Origin of the sequence: Paenibacillus kribbensis (genome assembly GCF_001705305.1) — a bacterium.
In the GTDB taxonomy this organism is placed as follows: domain Bacteria; phylum Bacillota; class Bacilli; order Paenibacillales; family Paenibacillaceae; genus Paenibacillus; species Paenibacillus kribbensis_B.
Window position 1 is genome coordinate 1 of record NZ_MCBP01000029.1, and the last position, 14,531, is coordinate 14,531.

Below are 14,531 nucleotides of genomic sequence, written 5' to 3' on the forward strand. Positions count from 1 at the left end.
AAATTTCAATACATCAAATGTTACGGTTGTGAAATTGATTTCTTAGATTAATCTAAGAAATGCAAATTTCAATACGCCATGCGTTACGGTTGGAAATTATATCCCAGTTATAAAACTAGAATTATAATTTTCAATACACCTTGTGTTACGGTGACAAAAGAAATATACCACTAAAAGGAAAAGAAAACAACTCGAAACTCGAAGCCTATCAGCGATAGTCTTGGTAGGCTTTTTTTATTCCTGAATTGAAAAGTGTTGCAATTTTCAATTCACTGCGGTAAGATGATTTTAGAGGTAAAATTCAAGTTCGCTTAAGCGAAAAGGAGAATGGCTTATGAGATCGGAACATTTTCACAGTAAGAATTACGGAGGGGCACGGCCAGGATCCGGCCGGAAGAAAATCGGGACGTCTAAGCGGTTAAGTATCACGCTTCCGGATGAAAGATGGGAGCACATCGACAGTCTGATTGCATCGGGCCGGGTGGCATCTTATGCGGATTATTTCCGCGAGCTGGACGATTCTTCTTTGACGAAATTTTTGGAGGTGTAGGCAGTGGTGGAAGATAGAGAAAAAGCTTTGCAAGGGCTTGAGTCCTTGCGTGGCAGGCTTTCAACGGATAGTGAATTTGAATTGGACTTGATAATAAAGGAAGTAAATAGAAATTTCGATCGAGGTTGGGGTGCTCCGGCAGTGTTTATTGATATTAATGACTATGTACTTGAATATGTAGGTAAAGGATGGATCATTACTGTTATTCTATCTTTCCAGGGCGCAGCAGACGTATGGAGATTTGTTAAGCGCACTGAAAATAGTGAGCAAAAAGTTACTGCATCTTATCTTTCTACTGAAATGGTTAAATGGATGGCCGCTGCGGAGCAGCAGTATAAAGATGCACTGTCTACTAGATAGGATAGGAAATTAAGACTAGCAAAAAACAATAGACGGTGGTAGAATTTTCATAACAAATAAAAAGGCCACGTTTCACGGCGGCTAGAAGCTGGACACTTCTACGCTGCTTAACCGATACGGAACATCGGAGAAACAGGCGCGCGCTATAACATGGCTTTGGTTATTATTGTACTGGATTTATCCGGCGTATACAATACCCCAAATTCTTGATATAAGGCCCCTGTGTTTCCCGAGGTTCGTCCATCGGAAGCGCAGGGGCTTTTCTATTTACCTGATGATAAAAACGCCGTATGCAGCCGTCCAGGGCGTGTACAAAAGGTTTTACGTAGAGGTTGTAGGGGATATATCCCCTACTTATACCCTGTTGCGTTTCGTCACCGGGAACTTTTGGGGAATATTGTAAATTTAACAGCGTACCCCTTCGGAGAAACAATGTACTGTAACAGTTTGGATATGGAAATATTTGGTTGGTGGTACTAGCCCACCATTTAAACCCGGTTTTGGGAGGTGTTAAAGATGGCAGAAGAAATGAAAATGGACGGGCCTATATCTGATTTTTTCCGTGAGCATTATCAAGAAGGCTGGAAGCCGGAAGAACAAGTGGAATTTCTGATTGAGCTTTTTTCTAATCTCTCGCTGCATGTGCGTCCGGTTTTTCCATCGGATGAAGCCATGGTTAAAGTTGTTTCTGAGATGATGGCCGAAGCGCTTAAACGCCGCAAAATTAAGGCTATTTGGGGGCCAGTAGATCCTGAGCCGAATGACGAATAGACGGGTTAAGCTATTGTGAATTATTCATATGGTGAAAAGTTTGAAATAGGCTGGTGCTGCTGGAGTTTTTTGCGCTTTTGACCTGGCTTTTTGAGGGGGTTAATGGGGCGCATTACGACGAAAGCAGCACCAGACCCCAGAAGGTATAACATGGGGTCACGGTGGGCTTTATCTATACCCACTAAAGCCGCTCTGCACAAGGGTTTGCACTCATCACCTAAAGAAAAACAGAGAAAAACGTATGAAATCATGAGTATTCTTTCAAAAAAACACTGTTTTATAAGGTTTTTTAAGTTCCGAACTTCGGTTATTTTCGAAAATCTGCGTTAAAGGGGAGTTTTTATGCCATCAAGTTACACGAAAAAGGCAGGGTCTGACAGAGGGAAGAAGAAATTTGCACCTGATCCGAGCCGTTTTGTTTTTAATGTTGATACGCTTTGGTACACCTATGATGCTTGGAACTACGACGAAGTAATGGCTTCCGGCCTGATGCAGACGCTTATCGAAGGCAAAGAGAACGCAGAAGAAGGTCAGCCGGACGTTATCCAGGTCAAATTGGGACGATATGAATATCCGGCAACCTTCCAGATCGAAGCCGGAGGACAGCGGCCTATATACGCTTACCAGGTGCGTAACCAGGACATGGCTATATTCTTTGCCAAGAAGCGCCGTAATGACGGTACATTTCCAATCAAGGTGCAAATCAATCAATTTAAGCTGTGGGAGCTGGGCGCGCAAGATGCTTTTTTGGAATCGCTAGAAGTCCTCACCGGGATGGGTTTTGCCTACGAGGATAGTAAGCCCAATCGCATTGACTTGTGTGTACATTCGGATCAATTCCAATGGACACTGGACGACCTTCGCGGTATGGAATATCCGCGGAACGTGGCAGACGACAACAAACCGGATGTACTGCGTATTGACCCATTTACGGGGATTTTCGAAACGGCATATTTCGGGGATCGTACCAGGCTGCAACTGCGGATTTACAATAAATCCGTGGAAATAAAGAAAAAGGGAAAAGACTACTTTAACGAAATTTACCTGGACAAAGGTATGGACCCGGATAAAGTATGGAACGTCGAATTTGAAGTACATAGGGACTGGCTCAAGGGCCTGGCGAACCACGAAACGGGAGAAGAAAATGTTTTTGACAGCATGGATTTTCTGCTGCGCTTGGATGGCTTGTCTATGCTGTGGTCACACTTGGTAGGTAGTAAATTTGTTCATAGTTCTGCTTTTTGGAAGGTTTTGAGAAAGGGAGATCCGCACCAGTTTGCGGAATGCAGGGATCATCTTTTTCGGCTCCAAGACATAGACACGACTAAGGAACGAGAGATTGCCCAAATTCGTGGGCGGCTGCAAAAGCTCGTTTTTAATGAGGAGCTGCCGGAGGGGGCGGATATGATGATCGAAGCAATGAAGGTATTCCAAACGATGGTTCACGACTACGAGCAGGACAAAAAAAAAAATTTTGAAGATGATGTTTTGCAAAAACGCAGGCTCTACATGGACACAAAACTATTAAAGAAAGAAATGGCAGAAAAAAGAAAAACAACCAATAAAGTGGAATTGTTGAGTGAGCTGCTTACAAAGTCTAAGCTGCATGATATTGAAAAGGTTATGGGTGAAGGTCGGGCTGCTTTGCTTCAGAAAAAAGAACCGAAAACCGAGCCTATCATAGCGGAAGTTGAGCCTTTGCAAATGGCCGAGGAAGAACGGCAGATGTTGCTGATGGGAAGACAGCCGGACGGTACGCAAACGGAAGAAAGTATATGGAATGCTTATGTGCAGCTTAGTACGGCAGATCGCCTGGAGTTGGAATATAACGTGTTTCCAGATGGTTTGCCTGGCTGGTTTGCCACCAAAAAATTCAAATTTGACGAAAAGGAATTTTCCAAAAACAAGAAGCCGAAAAAGCGTGTGTTTGTAGAGGATGATGAAGTGAACCGGGGCATGCAAGTCGGATTTGATTTTACAAAAGAAAAAGCTCTCTGATTTGTGGGGATCGGAGAGCCTTCATTTCAAGTTTTAGTTGCTTATATTATATCACATAGAGGGGATGTAGGAAATGAGTAATAGCTATAAAGAACGAGAGGAAGATTTTGTAAATAAAGAAATGGAATTTTTGAATAAACTTGATATTAGTGATAACGATAAAGCAGCCGTAAGAATGTCTATTCGAGAAGCTTATCGGAAAGGTTTTGCACATGGGGAAGAACATTCCAGTCGGCTTGCTAATCTAAAAATATTAGATTTTGCGGAAAACATGTTAGGAGAGTTGGAGAAGGATGGACGAACAAAATGAACCTATAGAAAGTAAGCTTCAACTGCCGAGGGAGTGGGCAGACGTGCTTAAAAAATTCCAGGAAATAGAAGACCACAGGCCGGAGGATGGGGAGCATGATTAATAGAGATCGTATGGAAAAAATAACGAAAGTCATGGCCGAATCGAAGACACGTTCTGAAAAATTTGTCCAGAATATCCGGCGGATAGAAAGCGAACGGGAAATGAACTTACTGGCCGCTGGCTATATGTGTGGGTTCGTCGATGGCACTTTGGAGAAAGAAAATGGACAGTAACATAAAGGACGTTATTTCCTTCGTTTTATTGCTTATTTGCGTAATTGGTCTTTTTTGGATTTATTTTAGGTTTTGCGAAATAATGCGTGGAAAATAGAGGGGTGCAGGTAAATGTTAATGTTAACAGACGAAGAATTATTGTTAAAAATGTTTTGGGTTATGATTGCTATAGTAGTTTTTGTTTGTCTGGTTTTATTACCTTATTTAGAACAATTGAGAAGTGACTTGAACAGAAATAAGAGCGAAGAATTGAGTTTTATGGCCTATCTTAAGAAGGAGTCATATCAGGTATTAGATATTTTGGCTATCATTTATTTTTTACCTTATTGGTTGATATATGGATTTTTTTATGTTATCTATGTGGCTGTCTGTTGGACAGTTGAAAAGCTGGAACAACTAATGAGTATAACAGTATTTACAAAGAAAGGTTCTAAAAATGAGTGAGAAGATGGATTATGGTTTTGCTAAAACGATGGTTGATGTGCTAGGGTGGGATGGTTTTCTAGAACGTTTGAATATATTTTTCCCTGGAAAGGATTTGTTTGAAGTATCTCAAGATTGGTACAAGGATATGAAGTATGTCCTCAAGGCGCGGGGATCGCAGGGAGATTTGATTTTATATTGGAGCTGATTGAAAGCAGCCAGGGGATTCCTGGTTGCTTTTCGTTATGTACGAGGCATATCATATGCGTATCGGGTATTTGCTAGAATGGAGTGCTACGAGAAAGGATGGTGTGAATATGAAAACGGGCGATGTAGCAAGCTTTTTGGGGGTTAAGGCCGTTACGGTTCGCAAGTACGCTTTGGCGCTCGAAAAGGCCGGGTATTTGGTAGAGCGTAGCGATAGCAACAATCGGAGCTACACGGAAAAAGACGCTATGGTAATGCACGAACTCGCTACGCTATGCAAGGATAGCGGTATAAGTGTTGAAAAGGCGGCAATGCTTGTCGCAGCTAGGAATTCACAATTTTTGACCGATACGGGCAACGCAAATATGCCTGCTGTAAATGCCGAAAATCGTTATGACAAGCGATATGACCAGGCGCTTGAGCTACTAAAGCAGATGACGGAGCACAGTAAGCAGCAGGCCGGAGATATGGCGAGTATGCGGGAGCAGTTGGAGCTACAGAGCAGCGGTATTGCGGCTTTACAGCAGGAGTTGGAAGAAACGAAAAAGTTTTTGGCTGCTTCTGCTGAGCGCAAATGGTGGAATATCTTTCACCGCAGCCCGGACAAGCCCGTTCCGGGTGATCGTGATCCAGAAATGGAATGGAACCGAAAGAAGCAAAGGGAACGCGACATTTACACGCCGGGGCGGGGATAGAGGGAGAGACTATTGTCTCTTTAGAACGCAACACGGTACCGACATGTTAACGGCATTTTCCCACTTGGGCGATTGCCGTTTTTTGTGTATGCTAAAAATAAAAAAGTAAAGGATGTGACGAAGGGGACGAATGGAGTTTGCCAAGAAGCAGGAAACCAGTGGGAGAATTAACGATAAGCATCTGCATCAATTTAAAACAAAAGGTTTTGTGGGAATTAGAAAAAGATGGGAACCCTAAACATGTTATAGAACGTTTGGTGAATGAAAAATATTTGGGTAATTCTACCCAAAAAAATATAGACAAGTCCTAATTTTTTTTTTATATTAAACAAGAACGGAAAACATGTTCGTGTTTTCGCGTGTCCCATCCTATTGCTAGGATGATTGTCCAGACACAAGAAAATTTGTGCGATTATTCGGAACCGTGCAGTGTCCTATATACTTAGAACGCTGCACGGTGACAAATAACGGAAAATGGTCTATTCTGTAGATAACTAAAAACCTGAATAGCAAAAAAGCCCTGTTAGGTGCTACCAACACCAACAGGACTTTGAATTTGGGAATGAAAGCTACCAACTTTCATTGCCCCATAGGTCGGAGCGATTACGCCGCTCGTCCCTCACAACACTTTATGTTATTTTTTCTGACCTTGCAATAGTCGCATGGTCTGAAAGAGTTTCTTTATGTGTGCATTTTTGAGAGATATTGAGGCGCAGCCGCTTATAGGCTGCGCCTCTTTTTTTGCGTTCAGGGGAAGGTGGTGGAAATGAACCTAGAAGAAGCTCCAGCACAACCGGAACCGTCCATTCCGGCGCTTGTGCTGCCGGGTGCGGCTATCCAACAGCCAAATCCACAGCAAGCCGAACTCATTACGGTACAACAGCAGCCGGAAGCACCAGCGGTGACTAAAGACGTGTATGTTGTCAATCAACCGTTGGAGCTGCGTAGCCAACAGTTAATAGAGCTTCCGAACGGGGATTTTTTAGCCTTCAGCAATGAAATGACTTTAGGTGATGCATTGGTATGCGCTGGTCTTTTTCTGATCTTGTCATTCCTGGTCTTGCAATGGCTGCTTAAATTATCGACGGGGAGAGGATAGCGTGTCATTCATCCATTTAGACCCTAAGTCGGCGGCTATTGCATTGTCATTCGCCTTCTCCGTGCCGGTGGCGGTGTCCATGATGGGCCATTTCTTGCTGGAGGTGGTCAAGGGATGGAAACGCTAATAGGGGCCGCTTTGGTCTGGCTCCTGGGTAACAAAGACTTAATAAAGTTGCTGGTCGCCTTTTGTTCTGGCATTGGCGTAATAGCTTCCTCATTTACACTCTGGCATAGGGCAAGGGAGGATGATAGATGGCATGGACATTTCTGACATTTGGGATTGGGCTTTCTTCTGGAGCATGTGGAAAAATTTTATGAAAGTTGGTTCAAATTTCGTCATGGTTGTGGTCGCGGTTGTCGTGGCGGGGATGCTTATGACGGCCATTGTTCTCGCCGTTAAGGGCAGAAAAACATGACATTACATCCGATTGCAGACCCAACGGTGAACTTTCCGAAAACCTTTTTTGACCAGGATCGCATGACCGAAATTTTCCAAGTCACTAAATATTTTATCAAGTACAACATGCCTATTATCATGACGATTATTGCGGTTATCGTTGCAGGCATGGTCTTATATGTCGTCATTGACATTTTTCACACCGCAAACGAGAAATCACGCGATGAAGATGATGATTTTGAATATTACTAACGTGAGTTCAGGGGAAACCCTTCTCTATATAAAAAAATAACATTTTCCAGGGAGGAATTTTATTATGGCAGCAGCAGCAACAGTAGATTTGTCGGGGGTTACTCTACCTCTAACACCAGCGGATGGCTTGTCAGCGGCATCCGGTTTTATGGGCCTGTTTGGTGGTTGGACAGCAATCGGGATCGGTATTTCGTTTGCATCAATCATCATCGGTTTTATCTTTTGGCTGGTTAAAAAAGGTAAGTCAGCCGCTGGCACTAAGTAAAAATGCAACATCACAAATAGCCCAGACGGTTTACTGTCTGGGCTATTTTTACAGAAAGGAAAGCCAGGATGAAAAAAACAATGTTAACGCTGTTAATTATTATGCTGCTTAATATTCCGGCGCTGGCTTCTGCAGCGGTACCGACAGGCAATATAAAAGTGCCAGATGGTGGGTTTGAGGTCACTGTCCCAAAAGGTACGTCCGGCACATTTGCAGCTAAGACTTCGGGGGGAGCTACTAAGTTTGTTCCGTCTGAAGGGGGAGGGAAATATTACATAGCTAGTATCCGCTTTAGGGTCAAAGGAGCTTTAAGTAGCAAGGTATACGCAACGGTGACCTTTGGGGATGGATACAAGCTTAAAATAGCCAGTTCCACCGATGGTGCGCCTGTAGATGTGGGCACTACCGTTTTCAGGGCGCATAAAAGCAAGGGCGTATCTATATCGCTTACTTCCGATGGCAGCGCTGAAAAGTTTTTGAAGCTGGCTGAATACGGATTTTTACCGGATGCGGAGCAAGGAGGGACAACAAGCCCCCCGATACGGGCGGTGGAGGACAAACAACGCCTACACCGCCAAAAGGTGGCGATGGTAACACCGGAGGCGGCTCCGGTGGGGGCGGCGATACAGGTACAACAGACCCGGGCAGCGGCGACACAGGCGGTGGAGACACGGGCGGCGGTGATGATGGGGGAGACACCGGCCCGGGAACGACTCGGGCGGCGGTGATGATGGCGGCAGCTCACAGCAGTGCGATCCATGCGAAAACATAAAAAAGGCCCTTGCGTGTCCTGATTGGGATACGCTTATGGGCCAACTGACCGGGGCGGTTGCTCGGGCAATACCACCGCCGCCGGACTGGGATGATGTAGCAAATAAAATCGGTGCGGCTACAGTAAATCATTTGTCGAATTATGTCGGTAGTGTGCCGGACGCTCCAAGCCAGGAAGAAATTGACCAGGCTACTATTGTGCCGTTGCCGTTTCCTAATATCTCCACGCCGGAGCAAGATACGCTGACTCCTAAGGTTCCGGGCGAGTTTGAAAATGGGTCGATTAAATTTGACATTGCCAGCACACCAGCAGTAGAGACAAAGGACGAGTCAAAGCCCTTCACGCTGTCTGATCCGAAGGAAGGTATAGACAGCGTGGAGATAGAGAAGCCCAAAAAAATGGAGTTGGAAGATCCACCAACGCCTAAAAAAATCATTTTCGATATACCTAAGCCGGCAACGCCGCCGACGACCATAGAAACCCCTAAGCCTGGGAAGATCATTTTTGATATTCCTAAGCCTAAATCGGCGGAAATTGAAATTCCAAAGTGAGGAGGGAGGGGACTTGAAAAAGATTGTTTTAATGATGCTCGTATTTGTGTTGGCTGTACCTTGGACGACTGCTTTTGCCGCTGAACAACCTGTAAATTTGATTAGTGGTAAAAAGGCTGTTGTTACTAATTTGCAAGGTGCTGCGGACAATAGCAAGTATTTTACGGATGGCGACTTAAAAACTGACTATTTGATGATTCATGATGCTGCCTACACCTACATTTTTGAAAAGCCTGTGGATGTTAGTAATATTGTCGCCTATAACGGCTATGCCGCTGTTGCGTTGATCACATTTAGATATTCGGATGTGGAAAACAAAACGGCTTCTGTGTCTGTTAAAACATCCTCTTCCGGGCCTGATAATCCAGCCAATCTAAAAAAAGTTATTTCTCTCACATTCAGTACGGGAAACAACATGAATTTGAGGGAATTTCAGGTTTTTGGGGTGCAAAGTGAATTCATAAATCCTGAAGCTGACAAGTTTGCAGTATCAGGCGTTAAGTTTACTGCTGCTGATCTTACTAGCGGATCGATTACGTGGAATGATGTGCAGTCAAAATATTTTAAAAATTATAACGTTTATAAGGATAATGTTTTGTTGGGATCTCCAACTAATAATCGTTATTCAGTGTCGGGACTTGATTATGGTAAAACCTATAAATTTAAGGTGACTGCTGTTGATACATGGGCGAAAGAATTTTCGCCGACAGAGTTTAGTTATACAACACCGCTGCCGGACACAACGCCACCGACAGTGCCTAAGTTGTCGGGCAGCGCTGGCAACAAAACCGTCAATCTGGAATGGACGCCAAGCCCTGATGATGATTTGGCCGGATATAGAGTCTATCAGGACGGACAAGAGGTTCAGAAAGGCCAGGGACATAAAACATCCATAGATGGCCTTACCAATGGCAAAACCTATAGGTTTTCCGTTACGGCCTTCGACACCAGCGGAAATGAATCGGCCGGGAGTAACGAAATTGAGCTTACGCCAAAGAGCGTAATAACGGACACGGAACAAGAAGCAGGGCCAGATTATTTACTTGTTAAATGGACGAAGACAGAGGGGGCCATAGGCTACCGTATCTATCTCAACGGGCGTTTGATAGGCAGCGTTGGGCCTGCTGTTTACGAATACAAGATTACCAGGGCAATGGGGTATATCCCTGGGGCCATATCCAATAAAGCGGAAGCCAGGGCTATACTAGCGGACGGTACCGAAGGGGGCAGCAATAACCCTACAGCTCCAGTCATAGAGCTGGGGGCAGGGTACGGTGTAGGGGATGCATTCAAGGCTGGCATAGAATTTGTTAAGCTGCTGAATGGTTGGGTGCTGGTAGCTTTGGCTATTGTCCTGGCAAATATGATTATCGCCTTTATTTATCTCTTAAATAAAAAGTACAAGGCACAAGGAGGCTAATTGCATGTCGAGTATGGAGTTGTTCCAGTTCGCCGCGAAGCAGCTTGCGTATGTATCGGCGCCGCTGCTTGTGTTTACGGCCATTATGTATTCAGACCGAATTATTCATGAGATTTTTGCGATTATAAAAGAAACTCGCAAGGCTCTGCCGCGATGATACGCCAGATTTTGCAATCATCTTGGACGTTTTTTGAGAGGTTGTTTCACAGGCTCTTGGAGTTCATATCCTACCTCTTAGGCATTATGTTCCAGGCTCTTTTTGATTTTCTGAAGTTTTTATTACGGCCAGTGTTTGTAGTTATAGCCCTGGTGCTTTACCTGGTTTATAAGATTGCAATGATCGCGTGGCTGCTGATACAAGTTTTTTTCATCATCGGAAAAATCATAGTCGCCATTGTGAAAGGTATTTTTGTCACCTTGGCTGGATTCACCTATGTTGCAAGATCGCCAGATGATGGCGTTTGGTCCCCTATTATCCGTAATGTAGCTCAGGGCCTTGATTACTTCCAGATCGACATAATTGCCTATGTGCTGCTGTTTTTAATTTGGTTTGGGGTAGCCTGGGGAGTCATACGGATCATCGGCAGTATACAGATGGGAGACTGATTATGACGGATTTTAGTGGTATTCAATTACCGAACGATGTACGAAGTTCTTTGCTTTCCGGCCTGGAATTTATCGCTTATTTCGGGCCTTGGGTTGTTATTATTTTAGGATTTATATTTCTGCCGTTTATTCACCTGGCCCTTGTCCAGATCGTTAACGAGGGCAACAAAACGGCGAAGGCGAGGACTGCTGCAGGTAAGAAAAAACCTGCAGGTAAGAAGAAGGCTGCTGCAGGTAAAAAACCTGCAGGTAAGAGAACAACGAAAAGCAGCAGCCGGAGCGCAGGAGCTGCTAAACGGCCGAGGAAGAAGAGGGAAAAGCTTCCTACGCTTGAGGTTCAGCTTGATATAGAAGAAAGGACTGGCCGGACGATCCGAAGGGAAATAATCCATCATGCGGACGGTACCAAAACCGAAACGAGGCAGTACGACGACGATATAAAGATTCGTCTGAAACCGCCGCAGCTTAGAGCCGTACAGGGTGGAAAATCCGGACGATAAAAAAGTGGCCAACTCATTCCGGAGTTTAAAATCCGAACGATTGTTGCTGCCGGCATCCGGAGATCCGGCCTAATATCCGAACAATGCAATGAGGTGGTCGCTTGTATGAATATTTCTTGCCGCAGGGCTTGCGTAATGCGATAGATTCCATCTTTTCACCGCCGCTGGAGTTTTTGGGGATGGCGCGAGACTATCTTAATCACGTCAGCCAGGTCGCAGGGCACGGCATTAACTTAAACAACTATTTTGTATTTTTCGGATACCTTCCGGCATCGATGCAGGCCGTTGTAAATTCGCTGCTGGCCGGAATTGTGATCCTCGGGATACTTCAGATCGTCAAAGTAATTTTAAGGCTATATTACGCCATCAAGGGCGGTGCTCAGTGGTGGTAAGAGGAGGGGAAGGCATGGAAGGTAGTGTATTCAGTTATTTTTTTGCGATTGGTTCAGGCTTGGCCCTGGGCGTAGCCTGGGTAACGGTCTTGTCTTTTTGGCTGGTAAACAAAATTAAGAACAAAGGAGTGAAGCAGCATGCGGCTGTTCGGAAATAAGAATGAGGAAGTGGAATATTTACCCCAGGACGTGCTGGTTGTCCTTCAGAACGACGGTACAGCGGCCATAGCGCCGATTGTGGACATAAATGACGAACGGGTATATGCGGAGTCTATGGACGGTAATTATGCCGTTCCAAAGGCAGACGTGAAGGCGTACACGGGGCCGAGGGGCCGGATATTTATGTATCCGACAATAACGGAGAATGTAGAGGACTGTCAGCGGATTGCGGCTCTTGAGCGTAGTACGGTCTTGCGTCAGATTACGCACTTTGCGCCGGAAGTGGTGGAGGAAGGCCGTAGGCTGCCGATTTTCCGTATTATCCTGATCGGTGGAGGGATTCTGCTGTTCCTTATCCTGGTCATTTCGATGGTAAGCGGCGGTGGGAAATGAGTACACATGACAACGCAGATAAAATACAGTCCGTCATTAACGATGATTTGTTTCCTAATGTCCAGCACGTCAGTGATGTTAAGCAAGTCCTGGCGTTTATGTCCGACTATGCCGCGCCATTTTCCGAAGACCAGGTGCGGGCGCTGCTGCTCCTGGAAAGCATGGGGAATAACACCAGGCTGCACCCGGACGGAAATCCGTACAAGACGATTATTAAGCAGATTAAACAAGAATTTAAGAAATCCGTTGCCCGGCCGGAAACGTTCCTGCGTACCATCGAGGAGCTTATACCAAAGCCGCCTAAGCCTGTCATACTGGCCGATGGGCGCATGGTTAAGGGTGGAAGGGGGTAACGGCCTATGCCGCATATAATCGGGGTTATGGGCAACCTGGGCGTGGGTAAAACGACCATGGCCAGCTTGATGGCCTGGTTGTACAAAATCATGATCGAGAAGGCTGGTGGATCAGCCGAATTGTTCGCCAATTACGAACTGGAGGGCGCGCAGCGTATGAAGGTGGCCGAAGATTGGTTTAAGGTGGCCGAGGCCCACGGCAGCATATGCGTGTGGGACGAGGCGCACAGGTCATTTAATAGCCGGACAGCGCTCAAAAGTGACAATATTATTGCTACGGACATCCTAACCTTTGCACGTAAGATGGCCAGCGTACAGATATTTGCTACGCCGAGTGTCAACCGCCTGGATAGCCGGGTGCGTGAAATGCTGGAAGTGCTTCTGCACATCCGGCCAGCCGGAAATAAGGGTATGCACATAGATTATTACGACTTCCAGGCCGATAGTTACGGACGCTTGGGTAAGCTGATTCATTCGCGGTTTTTATCCGCTGCAAAAGTGAAGCAGATTCATGCGCTGAACCTGTTTGATTCTCATTCCTTTGTTGGTGGCTTTCCGCTGCCGCGTACGGAACGAGAAGCGGCAGCATTTATGGACAAATTGGAACAAGTACACGACGAAGCCAGGAGGAATAAACATGCCAACAATCGTACCAGCAAACAAGATCAAGCACGATCCGCAGGAGCTGCTATACCATTTCCCATCGATCCAGCCGGTTCGCTACACTAAGCTCAGCCAGGAATATTATTTTTGGAGCCAGGTAAAGACCGCCGAGCAGATCGCGGGCATGTTTGGCCGTCTTTTGATTCCAGCGAGCTGCCTGCACTGGCAGCGTAAGACGCGGCATGCGGAACGTCGCGTACATATCGGCAAAAGCTGTTATTATGCGCTGGCTGAAAATGAGTTAACCAGGATGGAACATAAAAAATATATGGCCGTAGTGGCCGGAGAGGAAGATGAAGCAGTATGAAGAATAAACTCAAGCGATTTATAGATTCTCCTATTGGTAGATCTGTATGGTTTTCTGTACGCTTTATTTTCGAAATCGCAATATTTACGGGGTTAATATTCCTAGCCTATCAATATTTAAGTGGTAAAGTGATGGAAGGCATGACAGTTGCACAATATCACGAAACTATGAGTCTATTTCAGCGGTTTGAAAAACCGGATTCTGCTGCATTCAGGAATATTGTATTGCTGCTCTTTGGTTATGTGCTAGTAGGTACGGTGTATGCGTGTATACGCAGTACGCAGCTTGTGAAGGGGATTGAAATTAAGCAGCTAAAGAGGAAAATACAAGAGTTAGAAGCCTGCCAGGAATGACCTGGTGGGCTTTTTTTTCTGCAGGTATCTTGAAAAGTGTTGCATTTTTCAAGTTGCTGAAGTAAAATGATTTTGGAAGTAAAAATCAAGATACCTGGAGGGAAAAGAACATGATGGAAAACAAAGTGTTAGTTTACAATGGTGAGTCAGTAGCGATTACAGTAGTGGCGGAGGGCAATCCGGTTACGGTGATTCAGCCGGGAGAATTTGTGGAACTGGTCGGGCCGCTGTGGGGATTCAATTCAGATGCATTTTATGTGCTGGAGGATGGTGAATGGTATGCAAAGCATGAAGGATGCTATACGGGGGCTGACCTGGAGATATACAATGGCAAATAAAAAAGCCCCTCGGCTAAGGGACTCTTTTGTACGCCAATGCGTTACGGTTGTGAAATTGCCTTCTTAGATTCAACTAAGAATTACAAATTTCAATACATCAAATGTTACGGTTGTGAAATT

At 45.2% G+C, this 14,531-nt stretch carries 27 protein-coding genes; all 27 read left to right on the forward strand.

All coding sequences use genetic code 11. The features are described from left to right. Positions 1-334 precede the first annotated feature (334 nt). Positions 335-550: a hypothetical protein gene (locus BAZ21_RS26695; RefSeq protein WP_068505855.1), complete on the forward strand. Its 216-nt coding sequence runs from the start codon at positions 335-337 to the stop codon at positions 548-550. Positions 551-553: 3 nt separating this feature from the next. Beyond that, a complete protein-coding gene (locus BAZ21_RS26700; RefSeq protein ID WP_068505856.1) occupies positions 554-910 on the forward strand; it encodes a hypothetical protein in 357 nt (118 codons plus the stop codon). Positions 911-1,426: 516 nt separating this feature from the next. Further along, positions 1,427-1,681, forward strand: a complete 255-nt coding sequence (locus BAZ21_RS26705) for a hypothetical protein (protein ID WP_068505857.1) — start codon at positions 1,427-1,429, stop codon at positions 1,679-1,681. Between the two features lie 342 nt (positions 1,682-2,023). Then, entirely contained in the window at positions 2,024-3,679 is a 1,656-nt protein-coding gene (locus BAZ21_RS26710; RefSeq protein WP_068505858.1) for a hypothetical protein, read from the forward strand. A gap of 73 nt (positions 3,680-3,752) precedes the next feature. Further along, positions 3,753-3,989: a hypothetical protein gene (locus tag BAZ21_RS26715; protein WP_068505859.1), complete on the forward strand. Its 237-nt coding sequence runs from the start codon at positions 3,753-3,755 to the stop codon at positions 3,987-3,989. A gap of 95 nt (positions 3,990-4,084) precedes the next feature. Continuing rightward, entirely contained in the window at positions 4,085-4,264 is a 180-nt protein-coding gene (locus BAZ21_RS26720) for a hypothetical protein (protein WP_068505860.1), read from the forward strand. A gap of 117 nt (positions 4,265-4,381) precedes the next feature. Continuing rightward, complete coding sequence (locus BAZ21_RS26725; protein ID WP_218061451.1) at positions 4,382-4,708, forward strand: hypothetical protein; 327 nt, start codon at positions 4,382-4,384, stop codon at positions 4,706-4,708. Positions 4,709-4,712: 4 nt separating this feature from the next. Beyond that, a complete protein-coding gene (locus BAZ21_RS26730; RefSeq protein ID WP_141695039.1) occupies positions 4,713-4,895 on the forward strand; it encodes a hypothetical protein in 183 nt (60 codons plus the stop codon). Between the two features lie 55 nt (positions 4,896-4,950). Beyond that, positions 4,951-5,589 carry a helix-turn-helix domain-containing protein gene (locus BAZ21_RS26735; RefSeq protein WP_141695040.1) on the forward strand — a complete coding sequence of 213 codons (639 nt, stop codon included), beginning with the start codon at positions 4,951-4,953 and terminating at the stop codon, positions 5,587-5,589. Between the two features lie 766 nt (positions 5,590-6,355). Beyond that, the gene (locus BAZ21_RS26740) at positions 6,356-6,688 is read left to right on the forward strand and encodes a hypothetical protein (RefSeq protein WP_068505864.1); all 333 of its coding nucleotides are present in this window, start codon (positions 6,356-6,358) and stop codon (positions 6,686-6,688) included. Positions 6,689-6,947: 259 nt separating this feature from the next. Continuing rightward, complete coding sequence (locus BAZ21_RS28750) at positions 6,948-7,106, forward strand: PTS ascorbate transporter subunit IIC (protein WP_141695041.1); 159 nt, start codon at positions 6,948-6,950, stop codon at positions 7,104-7,106. Beyond that, positions 7,103-7,339 (forward strand): hypothetical protein, encoded by a 237-nt coding sequence (locus tag BAZ21_RS26745; RefSeq protein WP_068505865.1) that lies wholly within the window; start codon positions 7,103-7,105, stop codon positions 7,337-7,339. The genes BAZ21_RS28750 and BAZ21_RS26745 overlap by 4 nt, the downstream gene beginning before the upstream one ends. A 64-nt stretch (positions 7,340-7,403) precedes the next feature. Then, positions 7,404-7,604 carry a hypothetical protein gene (locus BAZ21_RS26750; RefSeq protein ID WP_068505866.1) on the forward strand — a complete coding sequence of 67 codons (201 nt, stop codon included), beginning with the start codon at positions 7,404-7,406 and terminating at the stop codon, positions 7,602-7,604. A 68-nt stretch (positions 7,605-7,672) separates the two neighbouring features. Continuing rightward, positions 7,673-8,332: a hypothetical protein gene (locus tag BAZ21_RS26755; protein WP_068505867.1), complete on the forward strand. Its 660-nt coding sequence runs from the start codon at positions 7,673-7,675 to the stop codon at positions 8,330-8,332. Positions 8,333-8,411: 79 nt separating this feature from the next. Beyond that, positions 8,412-8,927, forward strand: a complete 516-nt coding sequence (locus BAZ21_RS26760) for a hypothetical protein (RefSeq protein WP_068505868.1) — start codon at positions 8,412-8,414, stop codon at positions 8,925-8,927. A 13-nt stretch (positions 8,928-8,940) separates the two neighbouring features. Further along, positions 8,941-10,347: a fibronectin type III domain-containing protein gene (locus BAZ21_RS26765; protein ID WP_068505869.1), complete on the forward strand. Its 1,407-nt coding sequence runs from the start codon at positions 8,941-8,943 to the stop codon at positions 10,345-10,347. 4 nt (positions 10,348-10,351) lie between these two features. After that, positions 10,352-10,504, forward strand: coding sequence for a hypothetical protein (locus BAZ21_RS29265; RefSeq protein WP_176718226.1), 153 nt, complete (start codon positions 10,352-10,354; stop codon positions 10,502-10,504). Continuing rightward, on the forward strand, positions 10,501-10,953 hold the full coding sequence (locus tag BAZ21_RS26770) for a hypothetical protein (RefSeq protein ID WP_068505870.1): 453 nt from the start codon (positions 10,501-10,503) through the stop codon (positions 10,951-10,953). The genes BAZ21_RS29265 and BAZ21_RS26770 overlap by 4 nt, the downstream gene beginning before the upstream one ends. 2 nt (positions 10,954-10,955) lie before the next feature. Beyond that, the gene (locus tag BAZ21_RS26775; protein WP_068505871.1) at positions 10,956-11,453 is read left to right on the forward strand and encodes a hypothetical protein; all 498 of its coding nucleotides are present in this window, start codon (positions 10,956-10,958) and stop codon (positions 11,451-11,453) included. Between the two features lie 101 nt (positions 11,454-11,554). Further along, positions 11,555-11,845, forward strand: a complete 291-nt coding sequence (locus tag BAZ21_RS26780; protein WP_084011952.1) for a hypothetical protein — start codon at positions 11,555-11,557, stop codon at positions 11,843-11,845. 14 nt (positions 11,846-11,859) lie between these two features. After that, positions 11,860-12,003, forward strand: coding sequence for a hypothetical protein (locus BAZ21_RS29270; protein ID WP_176718227.1), 144 nt, complete (start codon positions 11,860-11,862; stop codon positions 12,001-12,003). Further along, positions 11,984-12,397, forward strand: coding sequence for a hypothetical protein (locus BAZ21_RS26785; protein ID WP_068505872.1), 414 nt, complete (start codon positions 11,984-11,986; stop codon positions 12,395-12,397). Before BAZ21_RS29270 ends, BAZ21_RS26785 begins: the two co-directional genes overlap by 20 nt. Beyond that, positions 12,394-12,750: a hypothetical protein gene (locus BAZ21_RS26790; RefSeq protein WP_068505873.1), complete on the forward strand. Its 357-nt coding sequence runs from the start codon at positions 12,394-12,396 to the stop codon at positions 12,748-12,750. The genes BAZ21_RS26785 and BAZ21_RS26790 overlap by 4 nt, the downstream gene beginning before the upstream one ends. A 6-nt stretch (positions 12,751-12,756) precedes the next feature. Next, positions 12,757-13,479 (forward strand): zonular occludens toxin domain-containing protein, encoded by a 723-nt coding sequence (locus BAZ21_RS28320; RefSeq protein WP_084011954.1) that lies wholly within the window; start codon positions 12,757-12,759, stop codon positions 13,477-13,479. Beyond that, a complete protein-coding gene (locus BAZ21_RS29275) occupies positions 13,388-13,720 on the forward strand; it encodes a hypothetical protein (protein ID WP_176718228.1) in 333 nt (110 codons plus the stop codon). Before BAZ21_RS28320 ends, BAZ21_RS29275 begins: the two co-directional genes overlap by 92 nt. After that, positions 13,717-14,073 carry a hypothetical protein gene (locus BAZ21_RS26800; RefSeq protein WP_068505874.1) on the forward strand — a complete coding sequence of 119 codons (357 nt, stop codon included), beginning with the start codon at positions 13,717-13,719 and terminating at the stop codon, positions 14,071-14,073. The genes BAZ21_RS29275 and BAZ21_RS26800 overlap by 4 nt, the downstream gene beginning before the upstream one ends. A gap of 110 nt (positions 14,074-14,183) precedes the next feature. Further along, the gene (locus BAZ21_RS26805) at positions 14,184-14,411 is read left to right on the forward strand and encodes a hypothetical protein (protein WP_068505875.1); all 228 of its coding nucleotides are present in this window, start codon (positions 14,184-14,186) and stop codon (positions 14,409-14,411) included. Positions 14,412-14,531 lie beyond the last annotated feature (120 nt).

Excerpts from the sequence above, each read along its gene's own strand:
- BAZ21_RS26695 (WP_068505855.1), top strand. The coding sequence starts at position 335 with ATGAGATCGGAACATTTTCACAGTAAGAATTACGGAGGGGCACGGCCA.
- BAZ21_RS26705 (WP_068505857.1), top strand. The coding sequence starts at position 1,427 with ATGGCAGAAGAAATGAAAATGGACGGGCCTATATCTGATTTTTTCCGT.
- BAZ21_RS26710 (WP_068505858.1), top strand. The coding sequence starts at position 2,024 with ATGCCATCAAGTTACACGAAAAAGGCAGGGTCTGACAGAGGGAAGAAG.
- BAZ21_RS26715 (WP_068505859.1), top strand. The coding sequence starts at position 3,753 with ATGAGTAATAGCTATAAAGAACGAGAGGAAGATTTTGTAAATAAAGAA.
- BAZ21_RS26720 (WP_068505860.1), top strand. The coding sequence starts at position 4,085 with ATGATTAATAGAGATCGTATGGAAAAAATAACGAAAGTCATGGCCGAA.
- BAZ21_RS26725 (WP_218061451.1), top strand. The coding sequence starts at position 4,382 with ATGTTAACAGACGAAGAATTATTGTTAAAAATGTTTTGGGTTATGATT.
- BAZ21_RS26730 (WP_141695039.1), top strand. The coding sequence starts at position 4,713 with ATGGATTATGGTTTTGCTAAAACGATGGTTGATGTGCTAGGGTGGGAT.
- BAZ21_RS26735 (WP_141695040.1), top strand. The coding sequence starts at position 4,951 with ATGCGTATCGGGTATTTGCTAGAATGGAGTGCTACGAGAAAGGATGGT.
- BAZ21_RS26740 (WP_068505864.1), top strand. The coding sequence starts at position 6,356 with ATGAACCTAGAAGAAGCTCCAGCACAACCGGAACCGTCCATTCCGGCG.
- BAZ21_RS28750 (WP_141695041.1), top strand. The coding sequence starts at position 6,948 with ATGGACATTTCTGACATTTGGGATTGGGCTTTCTTCTGGAGCATGTGG.
- BAZ21_RS26745 (WP_068505865.1), top strand. The coding sequence starts at position 7,103 with ATGACATTACATCCGATTGCAGACCCAACGGTGAACTTTCCGAAAACC.
- BAZ21_RS26750 (WP_068505866.1), top strand. The coding sequence starts at position 7,404 with ATGGCAGCAGCAGCAACAGTAGATTTGTCGGGGGTTACTCTACCTCTA.
- BAZ21_RS26755 (WP_068505867.1), top strand. The coding sequence starts at position 7,673 with ATGAAAAAAACAATGTTAACGCTGTTAATTATTATGCTGCTTAATATT.
- BAZ21_RS26760 (WP_068505868.1), top strand. The coding sequence starts at position 8,412 with ATGGGCCAACTGACCGGGGCGGTTGCTCGGGCAATACCACCGCCGCCG.
- BAZ21_RS29265 (WP_176718226.1), top strand. The coding sequence starts at position 10,352 with ATGTCGAGTATGGAGTTGTTCCAGTTCGCCGCGAAGCAGCTTGCGTAT.
- BAZ21_RS26770 (WP_068505870.1), top strand. The coding sequence starts at position 10,501 with ATGATACGCCAGATTTTGCAATCATCTTGGACGTTTTTTGAGAGGTTG.
- BAZ21_RS26775 (WP_068505871.1), top strand. The coding sequence starts at position 10,956 with ATGACGGATTTTAGTGGTATTCAATTACCGAACGATGTACGAAGTTCT.
- BAZ21_RS29270 (WP_176718227.1), top strand. The coding sequence starts at position 11,860 with ATGGAAGGTAGTGTATTCAGTTATTTTTTTGCGATTGGTTCAGGCTTG.
- BAZ21_RS26785 (WP_068505872.1), top strand. The coding sequence starts at position 11,984 with ATGCGGCTGTTCGGAAATAAGAATGAGGAAGTGGAATATTTACCCCAG.
- BAZ21_RS26790 (WP_068505873.1), top strand. The coding sequence starts at position 12,394 with ATGAGTACACATGACAACGCAGATAAAATACAGTCCGTCATTAACGAT.
- BAZ21_RS28320 (WP_084011954.1), top strand. The coding sequence starts at position 12,757 with ATGCCGCATATAATCGGGGTTATGGGCAACCTGGGCGTGGGTAAAACG.
- BAZ21_RS29275 (WP_176718228.1), top strand. The coding sequence starts at position 13,388 with ATGCCAACAATCGTACCAGCAAACAAGATCAAGCACGATCCGCAGGAG.
- BAZ21_RS26800 (WP_068505874.1), top strand. The coding sequence starts at position 13,717 with ATGAAGAATAAACTCAAGCGATTTATAGATTCTCCTATTGGTAGATCT.
- BAZ21_RS26805 (WP_068505875.1), top strand. The coding sequence starts at position 14,184 with ATGATGGAAAACAAAGTGTTAGTTTACAATGGTGAGTCAGTAGCGATT.